Here is a 22,422-nt window from a genome sequence, read left to right as displayed (position 1 = left end):
CTCAAAACCTGCGCCATGGCGTCGATGTGGCCCGATAGTACGGCTTGTACGAGATGTGACGGATGTAAACCCGCCGCATCATGGGATCGGACTTCGCCATCATGCGAAGGGCCGCGACGGCGAGCAGCCAGATCGCGACGCCGAAGAGCGCGGCATACCAGGTCAGCACGACGAAGATCAGGATCACCGAAGCGAGGCCGGTAAGCAGAACCAGTTCCCGGTCTGCTCCCATGAGGAGGTTGGGGCGCGAAAGCGCTCTGTGCACGCGCGAGCGCGCGAGATTGGCGCCTGACTCAGCCATCGGCCCCCTCCCCTGCCGCTGCAATCGAGGCCTGTGACGGCGCCTCTCCGATCGAGGCGCCCGTAGCGCCGAACAGGGCGACGATCTGAGTGGCGCCGAGCAGGATGCCAGCGACGAGCACGACATAGACGAGCCGCCGCGCGAAGTCGTTGAGCTCGCCGCCGAAGATCAGCATGCCACCGGCGATCGCGACGGCGGCGAGCGCAATGAAGCCAGCCACCGGACCGGTGATGGACTGCTGGATCTGCTGCAGGGGAGATTCCCAGGGCAGGCCGCCGCCCGAAGAGGCAAGGGCCGGATCGGCCAGGCTGACGCAAGAAAGGGCGGCCAGCGCCGCAAAGGCCCAAGTGATTTGTGTCTTACGCGACATGGCTGTCCTCATCGATCTGGGCGTAGTGTTCGGTCCGGTATCGGGAGTTGCTGAAGCCCTCGACGTGGATAACCTCGCGGACCCGCCTCCCCCTCCCCGTCCGTTCGATGGAAACGACAAGATCGACGGCCTCTCCGATCACCTCCTGCATGGGTTGCTGGCTCGCTTCCGCGGTCAGCTGCTCGAGCCGGCGCAGGGCCGACATTGCCGTGTTCGAGTGAATGGTGGTGACGCCGCCCGGGTGCCCGGTGTTCCACGCCTTGAGCAGCGTGAGCGCCGCGCCGTCGCGGACCTCGCCGACAATGATTCGGTCAGGCCGCAATCGCATGGTGCTCTTGAGAAGCCGCGCCATGTCGACGGTGTCGCTTGTGTGAAGCGATACCGCGTTTTCGGCGGCGCATTGGATCTCGGCGGTGTCTTCCAGGATGACGATCCGATCGTCCGGCGCATTGGCGACGATTTCGGCGATAACCGCATTGGCAAGGGTCGTCTTGCCCGAGCCCGTGCCGCCGGAGATCACGATGTTCATGCGAGAGGCGATCGCGCTGCGCAGGACAGAGGCCTGCGCCTCGGTCATAACCTTCGACTTTACGTAGTCGCAAAGCGGGATCAGCCGCGACGCGCGCCGCCGGATCGTGAAGGCCGGTCCGGAAACGACGGGCGGCAGCAAGCCCTCGAAACGGTGCCCGCCGATCGGCAGTTCGCCGGAGATGATCGGCTGCTCGTCGTCGGCCTCGGATTGTAGCGCATGGGCGACGCTGCCGATGATCACCTCCGCCGCGGCAGGGCTCAGTGCGCCGGCCGGGGTGACGCCATGACCCAGGCGTTCGATGAAGAGCTTGCCATCGGGGTTGAGCATGATCTCGACAACCGTCGCGTCATCGAGCGCGACGCAGAGATGGTCGCCGAGAGCTTCCTGAAGTTTGCGGACGAGACGCGAATGCGAGCGGAGTTGGGTCACGCGGCGCTCCTGATCGGTGCGCCGTCGGAGATTATCGAACGGTAGCCGGGAGGACAGACCTGCTCAAAGCGCTCGCGATCGGCTGGAAGGCTTCCGGCAACCGCCATCGTGTCGCCGATTGCTGCAGGTTCGCCGAGCCGTCGCATCGGCCAGCCGGCACGTTTGAGGATCCGCTCGAAGCGGAGATCGGTCGCGGTGACGATCTCGCTGTAACCATTCGCCATCGACCATTCGATGATGCCGGCGAACAAGGTGCGTGTCACAAGATGTAATTGGCCCCCTTCCCTGCCCGCGGTCTGGGACGTGTCGACACAGAAGCGCGAACTTTCGACCATTTCTGGATGTGGGTTCAGAGAACCCTTTTCGAGCAGTTCGGGAAATATGTACTTGAGCATCGTCGGCCCGGAAGCCGGAAGAAGACGGGCGCAACCGGCGACCATCCCAGGCTCATTAACTGCCAGAACGTAGGTCGGCTTAAAATCATCGTAGCGATCGCGCTCTTCCCCCGCGGTCACAGAGACGTCCCATTCGAGACGGCCGCCGAACACCGCTGCGCGAAGACGGTACATCTGCTTCAGAAAATTTTGATGGCGGCCGTAAAGGTCGGGCGAGACGGTCAGTATCCGCATTATGATCTCCGCATGAACACGTCATGCGGAGACAAAACACCTCGTTGGGCGTGTGCCTACGTGCAGATTTGCAGCCGGTGATTCTGCCGAATCGACGGTCTAGCTACGGAAATTCGAGAGCAGGCAGGGGCTAAAGTGTTGATGAAGAGGTGCAAATCTGCATTTCATGCCCACGGTCGCGAACAGCGGGAATCGACCTAACTTACGGATAACCATTGGAGAATCCGGTCTGGGCGTGAATGGTCCCGCAACATGTTAACTTCTCATTAACCAAAAACGCCTTGCGGCTACCGTCGAATCGCACATAGTAATCACGCTTTCCTGCCATATGGACCCGGAAAAGCGTTATTCCCAAGTGGGGGCGGTGAAATTGAACGTGGCGCAGACTTTCGACCTCGACATAGACTTTGACGAGGAGATTCTCCAGCAGGGTGAACTCATCTCGGACAAGCTCAACATGCTGCGCCTGGAGCAGTATCCGCCGGATGCTGAGAAAGGCCTTCGGCTGTTTTCCTCGGCCGAGGTTGCCGATTTTCTTGGCGTGACGCAAAACCATATCAAGAAACTACATCTTGAGGGAAAGGGGCCGGAGCCGCTCGTATCACAGTCCGGCCGCCGCTCGTACACGGCGGCGCAGATGATGGAGTTGCGCGCCTTCCTCGACAAACACGGCAGAACTGATTTCAAGCGCTATGTGCCTCACCGGCGCGGCGGCGAAGGCCTTCAAGTTATCTCCGTTGTGAATTTCAAAGGTGGGAGTGGAAAGACAACCACCACGGCCCATCTTGCCCAGTACCTCGCTCTCACTGGCCATCGTGTCCTTGCGATCGACCTCGACCCACAGGCTTCACTCACTGCTCTTCATGGGATGCAGCCCGAACTTGACAAGAATCCGTCGCTTTTCGAGGCGCTTCGCTACGATGATCAACGCAGCTCGATCAAGGACGTGATTCAACCGACGAATTTTCCGGGGCTCGACATCGTCCCGGCGAACCTCGAACTCCAGGAATACGAGTACGAGACACCACTAGCGGCTTCGAACAAAAATTCCCCTGAAGGGCGTATGTTCTTCACCCGCATTACGCAGGCCCTTAAAGAGGTCGACGATCAATATGACGTGGTTGTGATCGATTGCCCTCCTCAGCTCGGCTATCTCACGCTCACCGCGCTGACAGCCTCCACATCTGTTCTTATCACGGTCCATCCGCAGATGCTCGACATCATGTCGATGAGCCAGTTCCTGCTCATGCTTGGCGGGATCTTGCAGTCGATAAAGGGGGTCGGGGCGAAAGTCCGGCTGAAGTGGTTCCGCTATCTGGTGACGAGATACGAGCCGATGGACGGGCCGCAGGCACAGATGGTTGGTTTCATGCAGGCGATGTTCAACAAGCGGATGCTCACCAATCAGATGGTTAAGTCCACCGCCATATCTGATGCCGGTATTACCAAGCAGACCCTTTATGAGGTTGAGCGCAGCCAGTTCACGCGTTCAACGTATGACCGTGCGATGGAGTCCCTCAACGCAGTCAATAGCGAGATTGTCTCGCTGATACACAAAGCATGGGGGCGGAAGTGATCGCTTTCTTGACAGCCGTGCAGAACCGCAAAAAACCTCGCAAAATCAGCGCAGTAAATACGAGAATGGAGGGTGCAAATGGCTAGAAAGCACCTCTTGGCCAACATCGGGGCGACCGTGGGCGATCGGAAGCCGCAAAGCAATTCATCGGAGAGCAGGGCCGAATATGCCCGTCGTGGCGCAACGCGCTCGATGATGCAGTCTCTCGATGAGATGGCGGAAAACTCTATGCGCGTCCTAGAGGGCGAAACGATCGTATCCCTTGATCCGGACCTCCTTGAGGCCTCCCCTTTCGCTGATCGGATTGCCAGCAACGACGAGGATTTTTCCGCGTTGGTCTCGGCTATTGAGCAGGCTGGTCAGTCCTCGCCTATCCTCGTTCGGCCTCACCCAGATGTTTCTGGCCGCTTTGTCATTGTTTACGGCCATCGCCGTGCTCGCGCTGCCCGTCATCTCGGCATCGCTGTGAAGGCCGTCGTCAAGCCGATCGAGGACATCGCACATGTGATCGCACAGGGGCAGGAAAACACCGCCCGCTCCGACCTCACTTTCATCGAGAAGGCCCTCTTTGCACGTAAACTGACCAGCTCCGGAATTGACAAGGAGACGGTCAAAAGCGCGCTTACAATCGACGATACGCTCCTGTCCCGAATGCTGGCAGTTGCGGAGCACGTTCCCGAACATGTTCTGGATGCATTGGGCGCCGCGAGAGGCGTTGGGAGGGATCGCTGGGAGGAGCTCAAGAAACTTCTCCAATTGCCTGGCAAATCGGCCCAGGCGTCAAATCTAATTCGAAGCGACGAGTTTGCGAGTGTCGATACCGACCAGCGCTTCGCAGTTTTGCTCGACGACCTGAAGAAGAAGGCGAAGAGCAAAAAAACCGCGGTAGCCAAGCCTGCGGAAAGGTCTTGGTCACTTGCGGGTAATGCCGTGAAAGTCGCAACAAAGGATACCGGGAAGGGCTTTACTTTGGCACTCAAGGCCCAGGACGCGTCTCGGTTTGGGGCGTATCTCTCGGAACACCTAGAACGCTTTTATCAAGAGTTCCAGAAGACGGAGCATATGTAAGAAAAGTACGAAACCGCAAAAGAAAAAGGCCACCGAAACGAATTCCGGAAGCCCTTCTCTGTAGTGTGGCAACTGAGAGAATCGCATTTCCGGGAATCACCGTCAAGGGCTGATCGAGCCCCGCGCCGTTTTGGCGAGCGGATTTCTTTTGCCTGAACACAGGTAAAGACAATGGAAACGCATTTTTCAACGACGCCCTTCGGGCGGCGGCCGATGACGCTTGGCATGATCTCAAGCCAAGTCACCGCAAGGGCGGTGTCGAAGGACGCGACCGTCCACAAGTGGCACGTCTTCCAAGATATCAAGGATGCCAGGATCGCTCTGGGCGCCTCTGATCGCGCTTTGGCCATTCTCGACGCGCTGTTGTCGTTCCATCCGGACACGGCGCTTTATGGCGACAGCGAGCTGATCGTCTGGCCATCAAACGAGCAGCTTATCCGCCGCGCCAACGGAATGCCGCCAACGACCTTGCGGCGGCACCTGGCCGTCCTGGTGGAGTGCGGATTGATCATCCGTCGGGACAGCCCAAACGGCAAGCGCTTCGCCCGGAAAGGGCAGGGGGGCGAGATCGAGCAAGCCTATGGCTTCGACATTTCGCCGATCGTCGCGCGCGCAGAGGAGTTCAAGGAGCTGGCGGAAGCGGTCAGATCTGAGAAGAAGGCCTTTCGGCTCGTTAAGGAGCGGCTAACCATATGCCGGCGTGACATCGTCAAGATGATCGACGCTGGAATTGAGGAAGGCGTGCCGGCGAACTGGGGCAGGGTCCAGCAGGCCTACCAGGCGATTGTCGGCCAGATACCACGCACCGCCCCCCGACAGACCTTGGAGGCGATTGCCGAGGATCTGGAGGGCCTTTGGGCTGAAGTGCGTGAAGCATTGGAATCATTTGTAAAAAGACAGAAAGTGGACGCCAATGAGTCCCAAAACGGACGCCACATACAGAATTCAAAACCAGACTCTAAATCTGAATCTGAAAATGGCTTAGGAAATAAAGATGAAGCGGGCGGCAACGTTGCGGACACCGACAACATACGGAGCCTGCCGAAGCGCGAGCTGCCGTTAGGAATTGTGCTGGATGCCTGCCCGAACATGCTTTGGCTGGTGAAGGGCGGCGGCGGAATCCGCAACTGGCGTGAATTTCTGGCCGCGGCCGAGGTTGCCCGGCCGGCCATGGGCATCAGCCCCAGCGCCTGGGAGGAAGCGCGGACGGCCATGGGTGAACAGCAGGCGGCGATTACCATTGCCGCGATCTACCAGCGGCAGGACCAGATCAACAGCGCCGGCGGCTATTTGCGCAGCCTGACGGACCGAGCAAAGGCCGGAAAGTTCTCGGTCTGGCCGATGGTGATGGCCTTGCTGCGGGCAAAGCTTGACGCGTCGAAGACGACCGGAACCGGAGCTGAAGCCGCGGCCGTCGACTTGGAGACGGCAGGCAAGATTGTGCGCACCGAATCCCGGCTGGAAATCAGCGATGCGTTGCGCCGCAGTCTCGACAAGCCGGGGCGCGGGTCATGATCAGCCGGGCCGGTTTCGATCCGCACTATGGGAGACGCCCGCTTCAGCAGTGTGGCATCAGCCAGGTGCTCGGTGACGAGCCACCTCACTGCCCGCCGCAGTCGTTCAGGCGTCCAGTCGAGGTCGCGCTGCTTCAGGACCCGAGCGATATCGTCCCAGTTGTGGTCTGATCGCATCCGGCGGACCGTCGGAAGCCACTGGTTCATCGTTGATTGTAGCCGTCGGCCATAATAGGGGCCGCCCCTGTGCATTATTGGGACACAGATTCACGGTAAGTTGTGTGCGTCAAGTTCTTCACGGTAGGCATTTCGCCGCTGCCTGATCGGCAAGGTTCGCCCTCTCCGTCGTCCACCGACGAGGCGATGAACGGCTTCATTGAGCCCTTTGCGGGCGTTGGCTTTAGTCGTGTGCCATCCAGACCGTTCGTCCCTTCGCAGCGTCCTTAATGCTGAGTTCCGCAAAACCAATTTTCCGCCAGAAGCCGATCGCTCCCTTGTTCGCGCGATTGGCGCCGACATGGATACCTTTGATACCATGTTCGACCGCGAAGCTTCGCCATTTATCGAACAGCTTTGAGCCAAGCCCGCTCCCTTGGACGCGGGGCAAAAGATTCATGTGAAGATGAGCCGGATACTTGCTAACCACGGCTGCCGGCGTTCGCGCCGGGTGGTGGATCATGGATGCCCGCCGCTCGTCCGGCGTCCATAAATCCCGTAACGCTTCAGGTGGATCGGCATAGCGCAGGCGAAGTTGCGGCCACCACTCCCTTTCGAGTCGATCCTCCCATTCCAGTGTATCTATTGTTCCGACGGCAAAGCCCGCAACACCCCGGGAGTCTTCGACAACTACGGCAAGCTGCGGCTCAAGCACCGCATACGGCGCGGCGTAGATATGCCCCATCAGCTTTGGATCCTCGTAGAGGTGTGACGCATCGCCCCCCTCAAAGCCAGTCGCAAGGGAAATAGCATACAGTGCGTCAACGTCTTCCCATCTAACCGGGCGAATGCTCACCATTGTGTCCTCAGGTTTTTCTCGGCTTCTGCATAGCGCCCTTCTATATCGCCGGAAAAGCCTCCGAAGGTCCCGCATTGTGCTCTTCCTGCTCGGTCGAGTAGGGCGAGACGGACGGCAAAGCTCCACCCCGTGCGGTCATTCAAGCCAAGTCATTCCAGTGCTTGATGTGCCTCCTGCTGGCGAAATTTGGCAACGATTCTTGAGACGGTTGGCTCGCTCACGTCATATAGCCTTGCCATTTCGGCGCCAGACTCGCGGCCCGAAATGACGGACTCGGCGATCTCACGCCGCTTTTTGTCATCGAGCTTGCGCCGTCGCCCACCAACGCGACCTTCCAGCCGGGCCTCAGCCAGCCCTGCGCTCGTCCGCTCGCGGATCATGGCGCGCTCGAATTCGGCGAATCTGCCGACCATCTGCATCATCATGCGGCCAGCCGGCGTGGTGGTCTCGATCGCCTCGGTGAGCGAGCGGAACCCAGCGCCCGCGGCTCGATCTTCTCCATGAGGTGCAGGAGATCTTTCAGGCTGCGCGACAGGCGGTACAGCATTGAAGTGGACGCTAATGGCCTCATGCCGCTCCAACTGACCGCTCGCCCGTGATCGTTACGCCGCTACCGTGAATCCGTGTCCGAATAGCCTGTTGCACGGCCGTCATCTTCGCCAGGGCTTCGAGCTTGCGCTCGCGGCTACCAGGATTGCCTGCCAGCCGCCCCTTCGATCGTGCGGCGATGATGCCGGCCTTGGTCCGCTCCGAAATCAACGCACGCTCGAGCTGGGCAACGGCGCAGTAGCCGATTTGCCAGGCCTGTGGTCGACCGGAGCGTCGATTTTGCGCTTCACGAGCCATTTGCGGCGTTTCTCAGGATCGGGAAAGGAGTGTTGTACAAACACCGAAGACATCAGCAAACGATCGTTTGTAAACGTCTCTAGTTGCCCTTTATATCGCTCGTACCGCTTCGATGAGCCGGTAAATCAACGTTTTTCGGCCTCCTGAGCGTCCCAAGGCCTCGTGCTGTACAGTCCCGATATGAGGTCATTATCGATAGTTAGCTTGTTCCCAGGGATCATCGCCTGTGACGGAAGTAACCGGTGCTATAGCTTCCGTTGCGTGAATCAGCTACAAACAAATCAATGGCTTACCAACTCGTCGATTTGCCCCTGAACAGCCTGCTGGGGCCGCTCGCCCGCGCCGCTGTCGGTTTTACTTCCCGACTTCAATTGAAGCGCTAAGCTGAAATTTCGAACCGCGGTTTCTAAGTTACGGTTTCGATTGATTGAGGGGAAGGGGCCTTTCGGAGCCCTGACGCGATGCCGCCGAAGCGGATTCAGCGCAGTCCGAATTCATGATGGCTGGTGGATCTGGGAGCCCGCGTACCGGCCGCCGTTTCCATTGGCGCAGCCAGTCGTGCGGGCCAAGCGGTGGCTCATTCGTCGCCTGCGAGACCGTCGAAGGCCTCGATCAGCGCATCGACGATCGCCTGGCCGAGCGCCTGTGCTGTCTCACCGATTTGGGCTTCGTTTCCATTGCGGGCCGCGGTGGCGAGTTCCGAACCCTGATCCATCAGGATCGCATTGGACCTATCGATCGCCCATTGCGCGAAATCGTTGCGGCTGTCGATGATCCTGGTTTCCATGGCTGCGCGCTCCCGCGTTTACGATTTGTTGGCCAATTCGGGCTAGGGTCAGGGCGCGCGATGGGTATTGCGTTCGCGCCACAACACTCCTCGATTCTTGCAGCATCAGGCCTCGCCGGCAAGCCGCTCCGCCTCGCGTAGGTAGGGAGCCTGAGGCCGTGCCCTGTCGTCCTAGGACGAGCCTCCGACAAGCAGACTCCCGCTGCTAGGCACTGAGTAGCGGCAGGGCAGGGGACTTATGGTTCCTACAGCCCGCTCGCCTTGGTGAGATTGGTCCGGAACCGATCGCGCTGGCGCTGATATTTGCGGGTCATCTCGGCCGAGGCGTGGCCGAGCTGCTTCTGTACGTAACGTTCCTCGATGTCCGCGGAGGAGGCAAGGCCGGCGCGCAGCGAATGCCCTGAGAACAGCAGCGCACGCTCCGCTTCCGGAAGATCGGAGCGGACGCCGGCGGCGAGCGCCGTCTGCTTGACCAGGCGGGCGACATGCTTGTCGGAAAGTCGTTCGACGTCGACGGTCTTGTTGTCTTTGAAGATGCGCCGGAACAGCGGACCGCGCGCGATCCTTCCGAGCCTGATCCAGGTTTCCAGCGCGACAACCGGGCAAGAAAAATCGCTGGAGCCGCGGCCGACCTCGACCTCACGCCAACCGGTCTTGCCGCGCAGCGTCACCAGCACGCCCTTGTCGGCAAAAATCTCGATCCAGCCGGCGCCGTCGCTCTTGTCGTCGCGCACGACGTCGAGGCCGACGATTTCCGAGCGCCGCAACCCGCCGGCAAAGCCTAGGAGCAAAATAGCGCGGTCGCGCAGCCCGCGCAGATCGTGCCCGAGCGTCGCGATCATTGCCTTGATGTCATCGCCGAGGACGGCCTCCTTCTGCCGCGGCGGCTTTGCGTGTTTTCTGCGGATACCGGCGAGCACGGTGGCAATATGGCGATCGGCACGGTCGAGAGAAAATCCGCGCTGGGTAAAATTCCAGGCCAGGCCGGAGAGGCGCCGCTCGATCGTTGCGACCGAAAGGGCGGGAATGCCGCGTTTCGGCTCGCCGGCGGCGGTGCCTGAGGCACAGGCGCTGATATAGAGGCCGATTGTTTGTACCTCTGGGGGCAAGGGCTCAAAACCGTTGCGGCGACACCAGGACGAATAATGCGAAAAGTCCTTGGTGTAGGCGTCTCGCGTGTTTTCGGAGCTGGCGGCCTTGGCGTAGTCTTTTGCCGTCTCGACGAGCGCTTCGAGATGCGCCGGCGACCGCGATGGGCGTCCCATCTCCATGACCAGATCGACGATGTCGGGCAGACCTGCGAATTCGCCGGGCGGGCCGTTGTCGCGACGCCGGTCGGCTTGCGGGTCTTGATGGGAGTCCGCGCCATCTGGTTTCAGTAGCTTGTCCATGGCTCAATTGTGCGATTGAATCAGAAGAGTCGAGTCGGCGCCAGCTTGCAGCCAAACAGCGAGGCTGTCCATTGCATCGGCATCTCACGCACCCGCAGGCTTAGGCCCATATCCGTACACGCCAGCGCGACAGCGACCTGCCCGAAGGGAACCTCGGTGATCAAGAAAGCGATCAAGAAATCAACGCAAATCGCCGCTGATCCCTATCGCAAGGCCAGGTTTCGTGAGATGGCCCGCGACATCGTGGCCAAGGACCGCCATGACCGGAAATACGGCATGGCCGTCGACACGGCGGGCGCCATCGCCCGGGCGCTGGAAAAGGCCTATCGCCAAGGCTTTGAGGACAACCGGGTGGGCCGGCCGTCGCAAAGCCAAGAGCCGGCGGCGCAGGACGGTCCGCTCGATTGGGCGCTCATCCCGCCGCGTCCGCGAAACGCCTTCTGGAGCATCTGCCTGTTCACCTTGGGGCGTGGCGAGTCGCCATCGGAAATGGGCTATCTCGCGGCGGCCACGACCGAGCGCGGAACGCCGGGATGGCGCCTTGTCGTGCCCGGGCTTTCGTACCATGACAAGTCGATCGGCGAAAAGACCATCATTCCGCTCGTCCGTCTGGGCTTGATCGAGCCGGCGCTGGATGAGCCCCACTGTCTGGTCGTTTCAACGCGCGGCGCGCAAACGTGGTGGCTGTTCCACGCGCGCGGTGGCCGATATCCCGAGGATCTGACTGACGTGTAGACCCACTAGCGGTACGGAACCGGCTGTCGGCCAACCGGTGTTCGGCGGCGGCACCGCAGCGTTTGCAATCCATAGCACCTGGTGCTATATAAAACCATGACGCAGCGGACGTTCAAGACGGCCTGGTTCGCCAAGGCGGCGCGCAAGGCGCGAATCAGGGACGTGGCACTGTGCAAGGCGATTGCGCAGGTGGCGTTGGGACAAGCCGAAGATCTTGGCGGTGGCGTGTTCAAGAAGCGTCTGAACGACAACCGGCACCGATCGATCATCCTGGCCAAATCCGGTCGGTTCTGGGTCTACGAGTATCTGTTCGCCAAGCAGGACAGGGCCAACATTGATGACGACGAACTCGCCCAGTTCCGCAGCCTGGCCAAGGCTTATGCTGGGCTGACCGATCGGCAGCTCGGCGAATTGCTGGCAGACGGAGATTTTTTGGAGATATGCACATGAGCAGGGCTAGAAAATACAAGTCCGACGCCTTCGAGGCGATCCACAGCTCGGCGAGCGCGCTCTACAAGGTCGGGGCGATCGACAAGGCGACGATGCGCAGCTTCGACGAGAGCTGCCTGACGGTGCCGCCGGCGATCGAGCCCGACGCGATCAAGGCGCTGCGGGAGAAGAACCATGTCAGCCAGCCGGTGTTTGCGCGCTATCTGAACACATCCGAATCGACGGTGCAGAAATGGGAGACCGGAGCCAAGCGGCCGAGTGGCATGGCGCTGAAGCTGCTGTTTGTGGTCGACAAGCACGGGCTGCAGGTGCTGCGCTAGCGGCGCTTCGGTTACGTCCGATAAGGCAAGCTTACCGGACACGAACGTCGTTCGACATCCCCGGCGCTTTATGGCCGAGATGATTGCAAAAAGCGCCGCGATGACTCATGCTGCCGGCGATGATTCGCCACGCCAAACCGCCTTCCCGCCACGCCGTCCAGCCGCTCGGCGCCGCGCCGATCGCGCCCATGGCGACTGTGCCATCCTGGCTGCGCCGGGCCGTCGAGACGGCGCAAACCGTCGAAGATGCTGCGCTTGCGTCCGGCGCGGCGCTGACCGCGCTCGATGCTGTCGTGCGCCGGGACGAAAAATGGGCGGGCGCCTGGCGGCAGCGCCTCGCGCTCGCGGCGGCCGCGACGACGGCACGGCAGGCGGGGCGCACCGAGGACGAGGCCGCGCTGCGCGATTCTTTTCTCCTGACCCGTCCCGGTGACGACGTTGGGCCGGGCGGTGTTTTGCTGCTCGCCTGGCGCCGGCTGGCAGCCCGGCCCGCGGAGGATCTCCTGACGGCAAAAAACCTCACCGCGGTCTTGGAAGAATTCGGTTTTTTCGCCCGCGACGGCGCGGCGGTCGGCGATCTCCTCGAGGATCTCCGCCAGCTGTCTACGGCAGCCGGCGTTGTCGAGATGCTGACCGGTGCCTTCGCGAGCGCGGAACGCGATGGCTTCGGACGCAATTTGGGTGCTTGGCTCGCCGACGCCCTGCTCGCGCAAAGATTGGGTTGGCCGCATGCGGTGCCGCTTCTGGGAGCGCAGCCTGCATCGGGCGGAAGCACGCGTGGCGTGCGAGTGAGAACAACCAGTCTGACGGAAAGCGACCAGGCGCCAGGCGGGGAGAGGGTGCAGGGCCTGCTCGTGGCTCAGGCGCGCGCCGCGCTGCGCGCCATCGATCTTTCCGCCGAGCTCGGGCGCCGTGCGGATCGGCTGTTCGGTGTCGCTCCGAAACTGCGGGCAAAGGGGGCGGACCATGTCGTCGATCATTTGCTGAACGACGATGCGCTCGTTGCCTCGCGCGGGGACAAAAGGACCGGGATGAGCGACCGCGGCCTGCGGCGGCTGTTCGACCGATTGGTCGATCTCGGCGCCGTGCGCGAGCTGTCCGGCCGCACCACGTTCCGCATCTACGGGCTTTAGCAAATGGCTGAAGCGGACCGCAAGAGGCGAGGGCGGGGCCGGTCGGATGACCATCGATCAGGCGACCGTCGTTCAAATGACCATTTGTTCGATCGCGATCTCGACCACCTGCCGGCGGAGGTTCGCTGGCGGGAGTGGATGAACCGCGTCGAGGCGACGGTCTTCGCCGCCAGCGAGCCGGTCACACGTAGTGTGCTCGCGCAAGTGATTGGCGCCAGTTGCAACCTCGACCTCCTCATTGATGACATCCGCGAGGAACTGCGCGGCCGTCCTTACGACCTGGTCGCGGTCGCCGGCGGTTTTCGGCACCTGACGCGGCCGGCCTACGGTGATGCCATTCGCGCAGCGTTAGGCACGGACGAGCAAGAGCAAAAAAACCTTTCGCAGCCGGAGGTGCTCGTGCTGTTGACGATCGCCTACTTCCAGCCGATCACCCGTGCCGAACTGTCCTCCTTGTTCGGCAAGGAAATCAGCCGCGACCTGATCGGCAATTTGCGCGGCTTCGGCCTGATCGCCTCCGGCCCACGCAGCCCGACCCCAGGCGCGCCCTACACCTATGTCACGACCAAGGCGTTCCTGCTGCAGTTCGGGTTCGACACCCTGCGCGATCTCCCCGACATCGATGCGCTTGAGGATGCAGGCCTGCTGTCGAAGGAGAAGCTGCTGGCGGGCGACATCACGCCGGGGTTTTCCAGTGACTGGGATGAAGATGCGGGCGTTGCCGGTGATGAATAGCATGCTGCTCACCAGGGATGGGTGGTTCGCGGGCAGCAGTCCTATCCGCGTGGGACCGCAAGAACACGGTGACGCTTCGTTTGGATCGCATCGTCAGTGGCGCGCGAATAGGCCGCGAGCAGAGCAGCAAGGTCGGCGCCGGTCGGGGGTGACCGCACAGACCTCGGCGATCCTTGATGCGTGTCCATGAAATCCGAGAAGTGCGCAATCAACCGGTCATGGCCGCCTGCAGCCAGGACGAGCCGACGCCGCCGGGCAACAGCATCGTCCTCATCTGCCGTCAACCAGCCGACAGGCTTGTCCGCGAGCCATTCGAAGCAGCGGATGCGCGAGGACGTGGACAGGTTCGTGAGCGTCTTGCCCAATGAGACGCCTGCAATGACAGGCGCGCCCAGCAGCCGCGAAGTCAGGTCGCCGATCGTCATCGATCCCTTGGCCATCCCCACCTTGCAGATATCGTCGATCGACCGTTCCAGCCGTCGTGCCGACGTTTTGACGAAGACCTTCGATGCCGTGCGCAGAGCGAAGGCGCATCGGGCGCAAAAGTGCTGCGGCATCAGGTCGGTCTGGTCGAAGGATGCAATCCCGCTGCGACAGGCGGGACATCGATCCCGAAGACCGCGACCATGCACGAAGCACGAGATGCGCGTCGCCAGCCGCCAGTGCCGGCGAAAATACGGCGCCTGGTCGCCGGCAAGGCACTGGGGACAATACTGCGTCCAGGTCGAACGGTTCGGGCGGACGTTCTCGCGCAACGGCAGCAGGAGCGGCGTCAACGCTGGACCGGTCATCGTCATCGCCGACAACGCTTCCGTTGCAATATCCGCCTGTTGTTGGAGCAGGGTCGCGACACCGTGCGTTAGGCTATGGTCGAGGCGGGACGACCCCATTCCGTCACCAAGCCCCAAGACGCCGGCGAATGGCCGCGGCGCGATACCGTTGGCGATGGCAAGGCGGTGGAGCCAGCTCGACAATAGCTCATCCGGCTGCGGGTCAATGGAAACGGACCACCGATCCCGAACGACGTCCCCGTATCGCTCACGGATCTCGATGGCGAAGCGTGCTCCGCTCACAGCAGGCGGTCACGCACCGGCGCCCGGCGGCGCTTCGAGACGGGGATGTAGCGCAGCGCCTCGATGCCCGTTTTCGTTATCCGCTCCGCGCCAGACCTTGCCGCCGCCACGGCCGCCGCAGAGACGATCGCCACGATCTCGCCGATCAGGCCCTCGGAGAGCTGAAAGATCATCCGCGCCATCGGTTCATCCGAGAGATCGGAAGCGCGGGCGAGCGGCAAGGCGGCTTCGAGGCTGTTGAGCAGCGCGAAAAACTCCTCGCCATATTGCCATCGCGGCACTGCATGCAGGTCGAACCGGGTCGCCATTTCGGCGGTCTGGTTGATGAAGTCGTACACCGCGACCTCACCGATCAGAATCGGTGAAATGTCGAACTGGCGGCCGATCCTTCTGAGGAAGGCAAGAACCGCCTCGACGTCCCGCGATCGGCCCCGCAGCGCATTGTGGAATTCGTCGAAGATCAGCATCCTGGGCTTCAGGCTGTCGAACAGGCGATCGATTTGCTCGGCTTTGCGGCCGACACCACGACCCATGCCGGTTGGCGCTCGCAATGCCTCGAGGATGCTTCATAGAAATGGGCGAGGCCCGCACCCTCACGCGTCTGGACCACCCACACCCGCTGCTGCTCGGCGGTTCTCAGATGTTCGACAGCAAACCGTTCGGCGATCATCGTCTTGCCGTTGGCATAGGGTCCGACGAGCATCAGGCCTCGGGTCCGCAACGCCGGCGGCCGGGACAGCAACTCGGCAAGGCGTTCATGCGCTTGGACTGTCACCTGATGTCCGATCCATCGCGGCGCCTGGATATAGGCGATCCGCTCTTCCATCCTGCGGTCAAGAACCGGGCGAACGTGATCGAGCAGATGGCCCACCACGTCACCAGTCCTCGACTGGCAGACGGCGTTTGTGGCGTACGGGATGCTCGGCAGGCGCCGGTTTTGCGGGGCGCAGCGCATCATAGGGTTTGGCGGCCTCTACCGCATGTGCTCGACGCACGGCATTGCGCAGCTCGATTTTTGATGGCTTTTGCCCGCTGGCGATTTCCGTTATCTGACGGCGGAGCGTCACTTTTTCGACATCCGTTCGCGCATTCGCGCTGCGTTGGTGCGAGCGGTCAGCTTCGTGCTCCCACAACGTCATGGGAGCAAGCATTCCGTCACGCCGCTCCACGGGCCGGAACTCCCTCGTCTCCGGGTCCCGGATGTAGACGTGGCTGATATCGCGAGGATCGTATCGCAGCTCGAGCCGTCCCAGACGGTCTCGTTGCGGGACGAGGCTGCCCAGCCACGGTGAAAAATAGTCCAACGCGAACATGCTGACACCCTGCGGTGAGATGCGCCTCTCTGCTACGGGGAGAAAGGCAAGCAGCACTTGCATCGCATCATCATCGAAGTGCTGGAGATCGCGCGCCTGTCGCTCCCATTCTGTCGCCGGCACCTTCAACGTCCTCGCATTTTCCTGAAGGTTATGGTCGATCACGGCGAGCGCGATGCATCGCTCGAGATCGGCGAAGCTGAGGCGAGCTCGCCGCTGCGCGGGGTATTCGTCGCGATCCGCCACGGATCGGCCCGTCGAGCCCGGCTGCGTTGCCAGAACAGAGTTGAGCTTCCCAAGTAGCCTCTCGACCACCCCGCCTTGGTGGACGCGACCGCGATCCCGGTAGCGGATGCGAATGCCGTAGTCCTCGCACCCGCGCTGGAAGGCATGCCCTTTGAACTCCTTGGCGGAGTCGGTGACAAGCGACCTCGGTCGACCGAACATCGGCCAGCCGTGGTTGATGTCATGTGCGCTGAGCCAGGCCTCCTTTGGACACACAGCCTGCGCTAGGCAGAGCGCGACCGACAGCGCAGACGGCTTCTCGAGGGTGAGACAGAAGCCAAAGATGCAGCGTGTCGCCACGTCGGTGACGATCGTCAAGTATGCCCGGCCGATGAACGTCCCGCCGCCGTCGACGACCTCGACGAAGTTGATGTCCGTGGGCGTGTGATCTATCTGGCAGACATCCAGTGGGCGCGCCGCATGGATGTATCCTGGCCGCGGTTTGAGACGCTGGAGATGCTTCGGATTGGCGGACCGTTTCCTCGCGATCTCCTCGGGGCTGAACAGCCCGGGTATCCGGCGGGCGACCGTGAGATAGGACGGAGCGGCCAAGCCGGCCTCTTCGCAGCGAGCGCGGATCTCGGCCACGACGGGAGCGAGCGGCGGAGCCTCCAGCACCAGCCACTGCTCTCGCAACGTCGTCGCAATGATCGCCTCGATGCCTTGATCAAGGCGCTTCTTGCGGCTGCCATCCAACTGGGGCAGCAGCGACGTCACGGTCCGATCGTTGCGGTAGCGCGCCAGCAGATTGTAGACTTGGCGGGTCGAGAGGCGCAGCTCGGCCGCGGCCCGGTTGATTGCCGCGCGTCTTGGCCCCGAACCGTCGAGAATCCTGTCGAGCTCGCGAGCGAGACGACGTGCCGCCGACCATGCTTCGTCGGAATGCGACGTGCCGGGTGCGGCTTTGCGGTTGTGCAATCGGTGCGGCAAATCGCAGTCAGTGAAATCGTTAGCGAAAAATCGGGGCTGTCGTAGCGCCAAAACCTAAACAACACCTGACTTTTCCCTGTTTGAAATCGGGAGGTAAAAACGACACCGAGGCTTTGGCGCGGCTCGACGAGCGTCTGGCGCGCTCGCCGGTGCGCGACGGCTGGATCGAGCGCCAACACTTTGCCGACGCGGCGGCGGCGCTGTGGATCGAAGGCGAACTGGTCCACCTTGAGGACCTCGTCCTGCACGACGCCCACATGGATATCCGCACTCCGACACATGATCTCACCCGGGCGCATGCCGTGCTGCGCGCCCGCCGCCACATTTTTGGCAATAAACCCGACTGGGCGCTCGGCCGCGACGGGTTATTGGCGCTGACTGGTCGCGGCGGTGCGGCGGCGGAGCCGGCACAAAATGGCCGGGACGGCGAGGGGGCCTCATCTTCTGAGGAGGGTGTCGATGATGGCGGGTCGTCGGCCGAGCAGGACGCGATGGCGCACGAGTTCGCCGAAATCGACGCCTTGCTCGCCCGATCGACAAACGTGCTCGCCGGCATCCAGACCGGTCCAAAAAGGCCGATCGCGAACGACCGGCCGGCCCTGGTCTACGACCTCGACTGGGATGAGGATGCACGGCTGGCTGAATGGCAGGCTGTGCTGCGGGCAACAATCGACCTGCCTGCCGTGCTGCGCGTCGCGTTGCTTATCGACGCCTGGACCGAGATCGAGGTCTTACAGCACGCGCCATGGCTCGGGCCGCTTTTGGCCGCGGCGCTGCTGCGTCAGACCGGCACGACTGCCAACCATCTCGCCAGTCTTTCTGTCGGCTTGCGCGCGATCCAAAGGGACCGGCGGCGCGCCCGTGACAAAAGTGTGCGGCTGCTCGCTGTCCTCGAGACCATCCACGCGGCGGCATCGGCCGGGCTGAAAGAACATGACCGGCTGGTGCTGGCGCGGGGCCAACTGGAGCGGCGCTTGCGGTCGCGGCGGACGAACTCGAAACTGCCGCGGCTGATAGACTTGGTGCTGGCGCGGCCGCTGGTATCGACGGCCATGGTCCAGAAGGAACTGGAGGTCAGCCGGCAGGGTGCGCTGGATCTTGTCGGTGCGCTCAATCTGCGCGAAATCACCGGCCGGAAGCGGTTCCAGGCCTGGGCCGTTGTCTGATGATCGGGAATGCAGCTTTGAGGCCTAATCGGCCCGAAGCTGATGAGGTGGAACGGCCCTTCTCAAACGGCATCAAGTGCCTAACGTGGTCGTGTTGAAACGCCACAAAGAAGAAGGACCGCTCCATGAAGAAGATTACCACAGTCGGGCTCGATCTGGCCAAATCCGTTTTTCAGGTTCATGGCATAGCCGAAGAAGGAGACGTGATCGTACGTCGCGCACTGCGTCGATCGCAGGTGCTGGACTTCTTTCGCACATTGCAGCCTTGTCTCGTAGGGATGGAGGCCTGTGGCAGCGCGCATTATTGGGCTCGGGAAATTCAGGCCCTGGGTCATACGGTTCGGATGATGCCACCCGCATACGTGAAGGCCTATGTCAAGGCGATCTCGTCGGGCACGGTGAAGACGACATGAAAATATTGCGTGTCGAGAAGCTCCGCCCGCCGCGCTTCGATCCAATCCGCACGCGCCAGGGACTGGCATTTGGGGCAGTTGCGCGAACGGCAGCTGTTGTAGGCGATCCGCCGCTCACCGCATCGGTCGCATTGTTCGACATGGCTGCACGCCGTTCGGTCGACAGCGACGCGCCGTGCTGCTCACGCCAAGCAGCACCATAGCGGCGGAATACATCCGCCACCTCCGGACCAGATCGCCCCATGGGGCGACCGTCAGAAATGTTCAGGTGGTAGCGGTGGCGCCGCCTTCGGGACTGGCCGTGGCAACAACTCCAGCGGACTCGTCGCCGCGCAGACCTTGCTGGTTGCGATCCGCAGATATTGCGAGGTGGTCGACAGGCTGCGATGGCCGAGCAAAAGCTGGATGGTACGGATATCGGTGCCGGCCTCAAGTAGGTGGCAGGCAAAGGCGTGCCGCAACGAATGCGGCGTCACGGGCTTGCCCAGGCCCGACAGCCGGTGCGCCTTGCCGCAGGCGTTCTGCACCGCGTTGGTCGATATCGGTTCGTTGGGGATGGCGCCGGGAAACATCCACGTCTTCGGCCGGACGGCACGCCAATAGTCGGTCAGCGTCTCCAGCAAGCGCGCCGAGAGCATGACGTAACGGTCCTTCTGCCCCTTGCCTTGATCGACGCGCAGTACCATTCGTTGTCGGTCGATGGCCTCCGGTCTCAGGTGCACCGCTTCGGAAATCCGCAGACCGGCGGCGTAGCATGTCGTCAGGATCGTCTGATGCTTCAGGCTCTCCACGCAGCCGAGAAAGTGTAATACCTCTTCGGGGCTGAGGATGACGGCGAGTGTCTTGGGCACCCTGGGGCACGGAATGATGCGGTCGAAATCCCATTCGAAGCCGAGCGTGACGCGGTACAAAAAACGGAGCGCCGAAACGGCCACGTGTATGGACTTCGGCGCCAGCTTCTTCTCATTCGTCAGATAGACTTGGTAGGTGCGGACATCTTCCTGACAGAGCAAGTCGGGCGACTTCGCAAAATGGCGAGCAAACTGCGAAACTTGCAGCAGATACGAGTCCTGCGTATGCGGCGACAGATTGCGGACCTGCATGTCGTTTATCATGCGTAACCGAAGCGGGGTCATTAAAGGGCTCCTTGGCATTGAGGTGACGCTGCGCGTGGGCAGCAGCGTCACCTTGCCTGAAGCAAGCCCCTATGAACCCGGCCGATTACGTCCGGCCAATCATGCCAGGATGCCTCGCCTGCACCGGATCAATGACCTCCGAGCAAGACTTTCCCGCGAAGCGGGTTCGTCCAAGTCAAGATATGGTCAGGTGAACATATCTTGACATAGGCCTTCACGTATGCGGGTGGCATCATCCGAACCGTATGACCCAGGGCCTGAATTTCCCGAGCCCAATAATGCGCGCTGCCACAGGCCTCCATCCCTACGAGACAAGGCTGCAATGTGCGAAAGAAGTCCAGCACCTGCGATCGACGCAGTGCGCGACGTACGATCACGTCTCCTTCTTCGGCTATGCCATGAACCTGAAAAACGGATTTGGCCAGATCGAGCCCGACTGTGGTAATCTTCTTCATGGAGCGGTCCTTCTTCTTTGTGGCGTTTCAACACGACCACGTTAGGCACTTGATGCCGTTTGAGAAGGGCCGTTCCACCTCATCAGCTTCGGGCCGATTAGGCCATCTCGGCGAGCGTTTCGAGCAGCGCATCGAACACCCCCGTCGCGACCCATCGCCGGTATCGGCGGAAGACGCTGTTCCACTTGCCATATTCATCAGGCAGATGACGCCATTGCGCCCCGGTTCGGGCCATCCACATCATGCCTTCGAAATAGCGCCGATTATCCTGCGCCGGACGGCACCCTCGACCCCGCTCTGCTGGCAGCAGCGGCCCGATCAGTGCCCATTCCTCGTCCGATACCCCAATCCGCTCGCCCAACGCTGCGGCAGGATATATCCTGATGTAAATGTCGTGCGAGACGGAAGGTGGCAACTTCCGGCTCGCGCTTCGCGCGAGTCTCGCACGACATATGACGTCGCTTTCAGTCTACCTCAGAGAGGTTCCGATGGCGAATATAATATTTCTGTTGCAATAATGTTAAGTATCAGCATTTTGACGATATCGCTTAGAGTACTATTGAATATTCTGCATACAGACCGGTATATTTTGATTTGCGCTTGTAACCTATTCCGCGCATATTACATTGTATCAATTCGTTCATAAAATGACTCAATGCGAATATAGAAGAATATAGACGTGCAAACGTGCCTGGCCTTTATTAAATGCAGTGAACGGTACATCAACATGACACCATGTGCTCAAAAGCATGACTAACGAAAACACGAACAGCAACAAATGAAACAAAGACGCTTAAAGCGCCATACACCTCAAAAGCAAGACAAAACAAAAACAGACATGAAAGACATTACAGAATAAAAGTAAGTTGTTTTAACTTATGCATCGGCCAGGTCAAACAGAACTCCGGTCCCGCTAGTGTCCCTCATCCTAACCACAAAACAGTGCCGGCCCAATCAGCACCACATTGCAAGGGCCGGCTGCGCGACAATACCTCGTATTGAGTTGGTGCTGATACGGCGAAAGTTGGCCCATAGTTGCCCATGGGGGGATGCTGGGAGTTGCGACGAAAAATTCCATGTCGGCAGCCTCGGCGTTGGAACATCCAGCTTGTCGGTAGAAGCCCGCCACGCGTTGACGAGAGCAATTGGTGTCATACGGCGGGACCTCAATCGCCACGATCCTCCCGCAATAGCGTAGGTGGAGCGGAACGTGATCAAGGCGTCCTGTTTCAAGACATTGCCTGGCAGCCTCAGCCGGCATATAGACATACAGGAGACGTGTCCCCGGTGGGGCAAGTTGGATGAGCGCGTTCGTGCTGAACGCGTTCTCGATGTGGTCCACTAGCTCGAGTGTGCGGCCTCTGTACAGAGGACACTCGCCGCCCCAAAACACTGAGCTCATACTCGCCGAGGGCGCTTAGTTGTGTTTCGTGATGGAAGAAAGAACTGTTTTTGGTGTTTAGGCGAGAGTAAGGATGGAGAGGAGACTCGATTGTCCTTGGTGAATGCGGGGACGCAATGAGGCTTATATAGAGAGGGGCGCTCATCCTTATTGGACCGCAATTTTTATAATCGCGAAACGGCACAGTTGCCGTTTCGGTGCAATAAAAGGCATCTTTTGATGTCTCCCTTAGCTCGCGCAGAGTCGCAGCTTCTGTGCAGCCGTTGGCTCTCTCTACAGTTCAAAGGGCACAACTCTAGCGTTCTGCAAAGGGCTGCCCGGATCGCTAAGTCAACAACGCGTCACATCCAACTTTTGGCTTGGCTTGGCTTGGCTTGGCCGGATCGCTAAGTCAACAACGCGTCACATCCAACTTTTG

At 60.9% G+C, this 22,422-nt stretch carries 21 protein-coding genes and 7 pseudogenes; 10 read left to right on the top strand and 18 right to left on the bottom strand.

What is annotated here, in order from left to right; all coding sequences use genetic code 11:
* Position 1 precedes the first annotated feature (1 nt).
* The 4 genes from RPG13_RS33105 to traI are packed head-to-tail and all read right to left on the bottom strand — an operon-like array spanning position 2 to position 2,261.
* On the bottom strand, positions 2-301 hold the full coding sequence (locus RPG13_RS33105) for a conjugal transfer protein TrbD (RefSeq protein ID WP_095482561.1): 300 nt from the start codon (positions 299-301) through the stop codon (positions 2-4).
* Entirely contained in the window at positions 294-671 is a 378-nt protein-coding gene (locus RPG13_RS33100) for a TrbC/VirB2 family protein (protein WP_095482560.1), read from the bottom strand. Before RPG13_RS33100 ends, RPG13_RS33105 begins: the two co-directional genes overlap by 8 nt.
* Positions 661-1,632 carry a P-type conjugative transfer ATPase TrbB gene (trbB, locus tag RPG13_RS33095; RefSeq protein WP_095482559.1) on the bottom strand — a complete coding sequence of 324 codons (972 nt, stop codon included), beginning with the start codon at positions 1,630-1,632 and terminating at the stop codon, positions 661-663. Before trbB ends, RPG13_RS33100 begins: the two co-directional genes overlap by 11 nt.
* Positions 1,629-2,261, bottom strand: coding sequence for an acyl-homoserine-lactone synthase TraI (gene traI, locus RPG13_RS33090; protein ID WP_095482558.1), 633 nt, complete (start codon positions 2,259-2,261; stop codon positions 1,629-1,631). The genes trbB and traI overlap by 4 nt, the downstream gene beginning before the upstream one ends.
* Positions 2,262-2,589: 328 nt before the next feature.
* Here traI and repA point away from each other — a divergent pair, with 328 nt between their 5' ends.
* The 3 genes from repA (at position 2,590) to repC (ending at position 6,420) form a co-directional block, all read left to right on the top strand.
* Positions 2,590-3,837 (top strand): plasmid partitioning protein RepA, encoded by a 1,248-nt coding sequence (gene repA / locus RPG13_RS33085; protein ID WP_425351718.1) that lies wholly within the window; start codon positions 2,590-2,592, stop codon positions 3,835-3,837.
* Positions 3,838-3,915: 78 nt separating this feature from the next.
* Complete coding sequence (gene repB / locus RPG13_RS33080) at positions 3,916-4,905, top strand: plasmid partitioning protein RepB (protein WP_095482557.1); 990 nt, start codon at positions 3,916-3,918, stop codon at positions 4,903-4,905.
* 171 nt (positions 4,906-5,076) lie between these two features.
* On the top strand, positions 5,077-6,420 hold the full coding sequence (gene repC, locus RPG13_RS33075; protein WP_095482556.1) for a plasmid replication protein RepC: 1,344 nt from the start codon (positions 5,077-5,079) through the stop codon (positions 6,418-6,420).
* Positions 6,421-6,449: 29 nt separating this feature from the next.
* Here the strand turns inward: repC and RPG13_RS33070 are convergent.
* From RPG13_RS33070 to RPG13_RS33045, 6 genes and pseudogenes are all read right to left on the bottom strand, one after another.
* Positions 6,450-6,650, bottom strand: a pseudogene (locus tag RPG13_RS33070) (recombinase family protein); the annotation flags it as partial.
* 169 nt (positions 6,651-6,819) lie between these two features.
* Positions 6,820-7,434, bottom strand: a complete 615-nt coding sequence (locus RPG13_RS33065) for a GNAT family N-acetyltransferase (RefSeq protein ID WP_095482555.1) — start codon at positions 7,432-7,434, stop codon at positions 6,820-6,822.
* A 149-nt stretch (positions 7,435-7,583) separates the two neighbouring features.
* Positions 7,584-7,978, bottom strand: a pseudogene (locus RPG13_RS33060) (recombinase family protein); the annotation flags it as partial.
* 89 nt (positions 7,979-8,067) lie between these two features.
* Positions 8,068-8,217, bottom strand: a pseudogene (locus tag RPG13_RS33055) (recombinase family protein); the annotation flags it as partial.
* 640 nt (positions 8,218-8,857) lie between these two features.
* Complete coding sequence (locus tag RPG13_RS33050) at positions 8,858-9,067, bottom strand: hypothetical protein (protein ID WP_065010175.1); 210 nt, start codon at positions 9,065-9,067, stop codon at positions 8,858-8,860.
* Positions 9,068-9,312: 245 nt separating this feature from the next.
* On the bottom strand, positions 9,313-10,458 hold the full coding sequence (locus RPG13_RS33045) for a tyrosine-type recombinase/integrase (RefSeq protein WP_128177105.1): 1,146 nt from the start codon (positions 10,456-10,458) through the stop codon (positions 9,313-9,315).
* Positions 10,459-10,614: 156 nt separating this feature from the next.
* Here RPG13_RS33045 and RPG13_RS33040 point away from each other — a divergent pair, with 156 nt between their 5' ends.
* The 5 genes from RPG13_RS33040 (at position 10,615) to scpB (ending at position 13,831) form a co-directional block, all read left to right on the top strand.
* Positions 10,615-11,193, top strand: a complete 579-nt coding sequence (locus RPG13_RS33040) for a hypothetical protein (protein ID WP_292338188.1) — start codon at positions 10,615-10,617, stop codon at positions 11,191-11,193.
* 96 nt (positions 11,194-11,289) lie between these two features.
* Positions 11,290-11,643, top strand: coding sequence for a type II toxin-antitoxin system RelE/ParE family toxin (locus RPG13_RS33035; protein ID WP_095482553.1), 354 nt, complete (start codon positions 11,290-11,292; stop codon positions 11,641-11,643).
* Complete coding sequence (locus RPG13_RS33030; RefSeq protein ID WP_095482552.1) at positions 11,640-11,963, top strand: helix-turn-helix domain-containing protein; 324 nt, start codon at positions 11,640-11,642, stop codon at positions 11,961-11,963. Before RPG13_RS33035 ends, RPG13_RS33030 begins: the two co-directional genes overlap by 4 nt.
* Before the next feature lie 107 nt (positions 11,964-12,070).
* A complete protein-coding gene (locus RPG13_RS33025) occupies positions 12,071-13,096 on the top strand; it encodes a DUF1403 family protein (RefSeq protein ID WP_425351717.1) in 1,026 nt (341 codons plus the stop codon).
* A gap of 3 nt (positions 13,097-13,099) precedes the next feature.
* Positions 13,100-13,831, top strand: coding sequence for an SMC-Scp complex subunit ScpB (gene scpB, locus RPG13_RS33020; RefSeq protein ID WP_095482551.1), 732 nt, complete (start codon positions 13,100-13,102; stop codon positions 13,829-13,831).
* 41 nt (positions 13,832-13,872) lie between these two features.
* Here scpB and RPG13_RS33015 read toward each other — a convergent pair whose 3' ends face one another.
* The 3 genes and pseudogenes from RPG13_RS33015 to RPG13_RS33005 form a co-directional block, all read right to left on the bottom strand.
* Complete coding sequence (locus RPG13_RS33015) at positions 13,873-14,805, bottom strand: TniQ family protein (RefSeq protein ID WP_245486882.1); 933 nt, start codon at positions 14,803-14,805, stop codon at positions 13,873-13,875.
* Positions 14,806-14,900: 95 nt separating this feature from the next.
* Positions 14,901-15,778: pseudogene (locus RPG13_RS33010) on the bottom strand (TniB family NTP-binding protein).
* Between the two features lies 1 nt (position 15,779).
* Positions 15,780-17,432, bottom strand: a complete 1,653-nt coding sequence (locus RPG13_RS33005; protein ID WP_095482549.1) for a Mu transposase C-terminal domain-containing protein — start codon at positions 17,430-17,432, stop codon at positions 15,780-15,782.
* Between the two features lie 113 nt (positions 17,433-17,545).
* Between RPG13_RS33005 and RPG13_RS33000 the strand changes: the two genes are divergently transcribed.
* Together RPG13_RS33000 and RPG13_RS32995 are read left to right on the top strand one after the other, a co-directional pair.
* The gene (locus tag RPG13_RS33000; protein ID WP_095482548.1) at positions 17,546-18,598 is read left to right on the top strand and encodes an RHE_PE00001 family protein; all 1,053 of its coding nucleotides are present in this window, start codon (positions 17,546-17,548) and stop codon (positions 18,596-18,598) included.
* A gap of 125 nt (positions 18,599-18,723) precedes the next feature.
* Positions 18,724-18,978, top strand: a pseudogene (locus RPG13_RS32995) (IS110 family transposase); the annotation flags it as partial.
* Here RPG13_RS32995 and RPG13_RS32990 read toward each other — a convergent pair.
* The 5 genes and pseudogenes from RPG13_RS32990 to RPG13_RS35065 all read right to left on the bottom strand — a co-directional run.
* Positions 18,978-19,255, bottom strand: a pseudogene (locus RPG13_RS32990) (transposase zinc-binding domain-containing protein); the annotation flags it as partial. The pseudogenes RPG13_RS32995 and RPG13_RS32990 overlap by 1 nt on opposite strands.
* Before the next feature lie 10 nt (positions 19,256-19,265).
* Complete coding sequence (locus RPG13_RS32985) at positions 19,266-20,147, bottom strand: site-specific integrase (protein WP_164895844.1); 882 nt, start codon at positions 20,145-20,147, stop codon at positions 19,266-19,268.
* 200 nt (positions 20,148-20,347) lie between these two features.
* Positions 20,348-20,602, bottom strand: a pseudogene (locus tag RPG13_RS32980) (IS110 family transposase); the annotation flags it as partial.
* Positions 20,603-20,699: 97 nt separating this feature from the next.
* Complete coding sequence (locus tag RPG13_RS32975; RefSeq protein ID WP_285804329.1) at positions 20,700-21,017, bottom strand: transposase; 318 nt, start codon at positions 21,015-21,017, stop codon at positions 20,700-20,702.
* 513 nt (positions 21,018-21,530) lie between these two features.
* Complete coding sequence (locus tag RPG13_RS35065) at positions 21,531-21,863, bottom strand: hypothetical protein (RefSeq protein ID WP_442921404.1); 333 nt, start codon at positions 21,861-21,863, stop codon at positions 21,531-21,533.
* Positions 21,864-22,422: the final 559 nt, after the last annotated feature.

Source organism: Mesorhizobium sp. ISC15 (assembly GCF_037162615.1).
GTDB classification, from domain to species: Bacteria; Pseudomonadota; Alphaproteobacteria; order Rhizobiales; family Rhizobiaceae; genus Mesorhizobium; species Mesorhizobium mediterraneum.
This window is presented reverse-complemented; position numbering and strand designations above follow the sequence as displayed.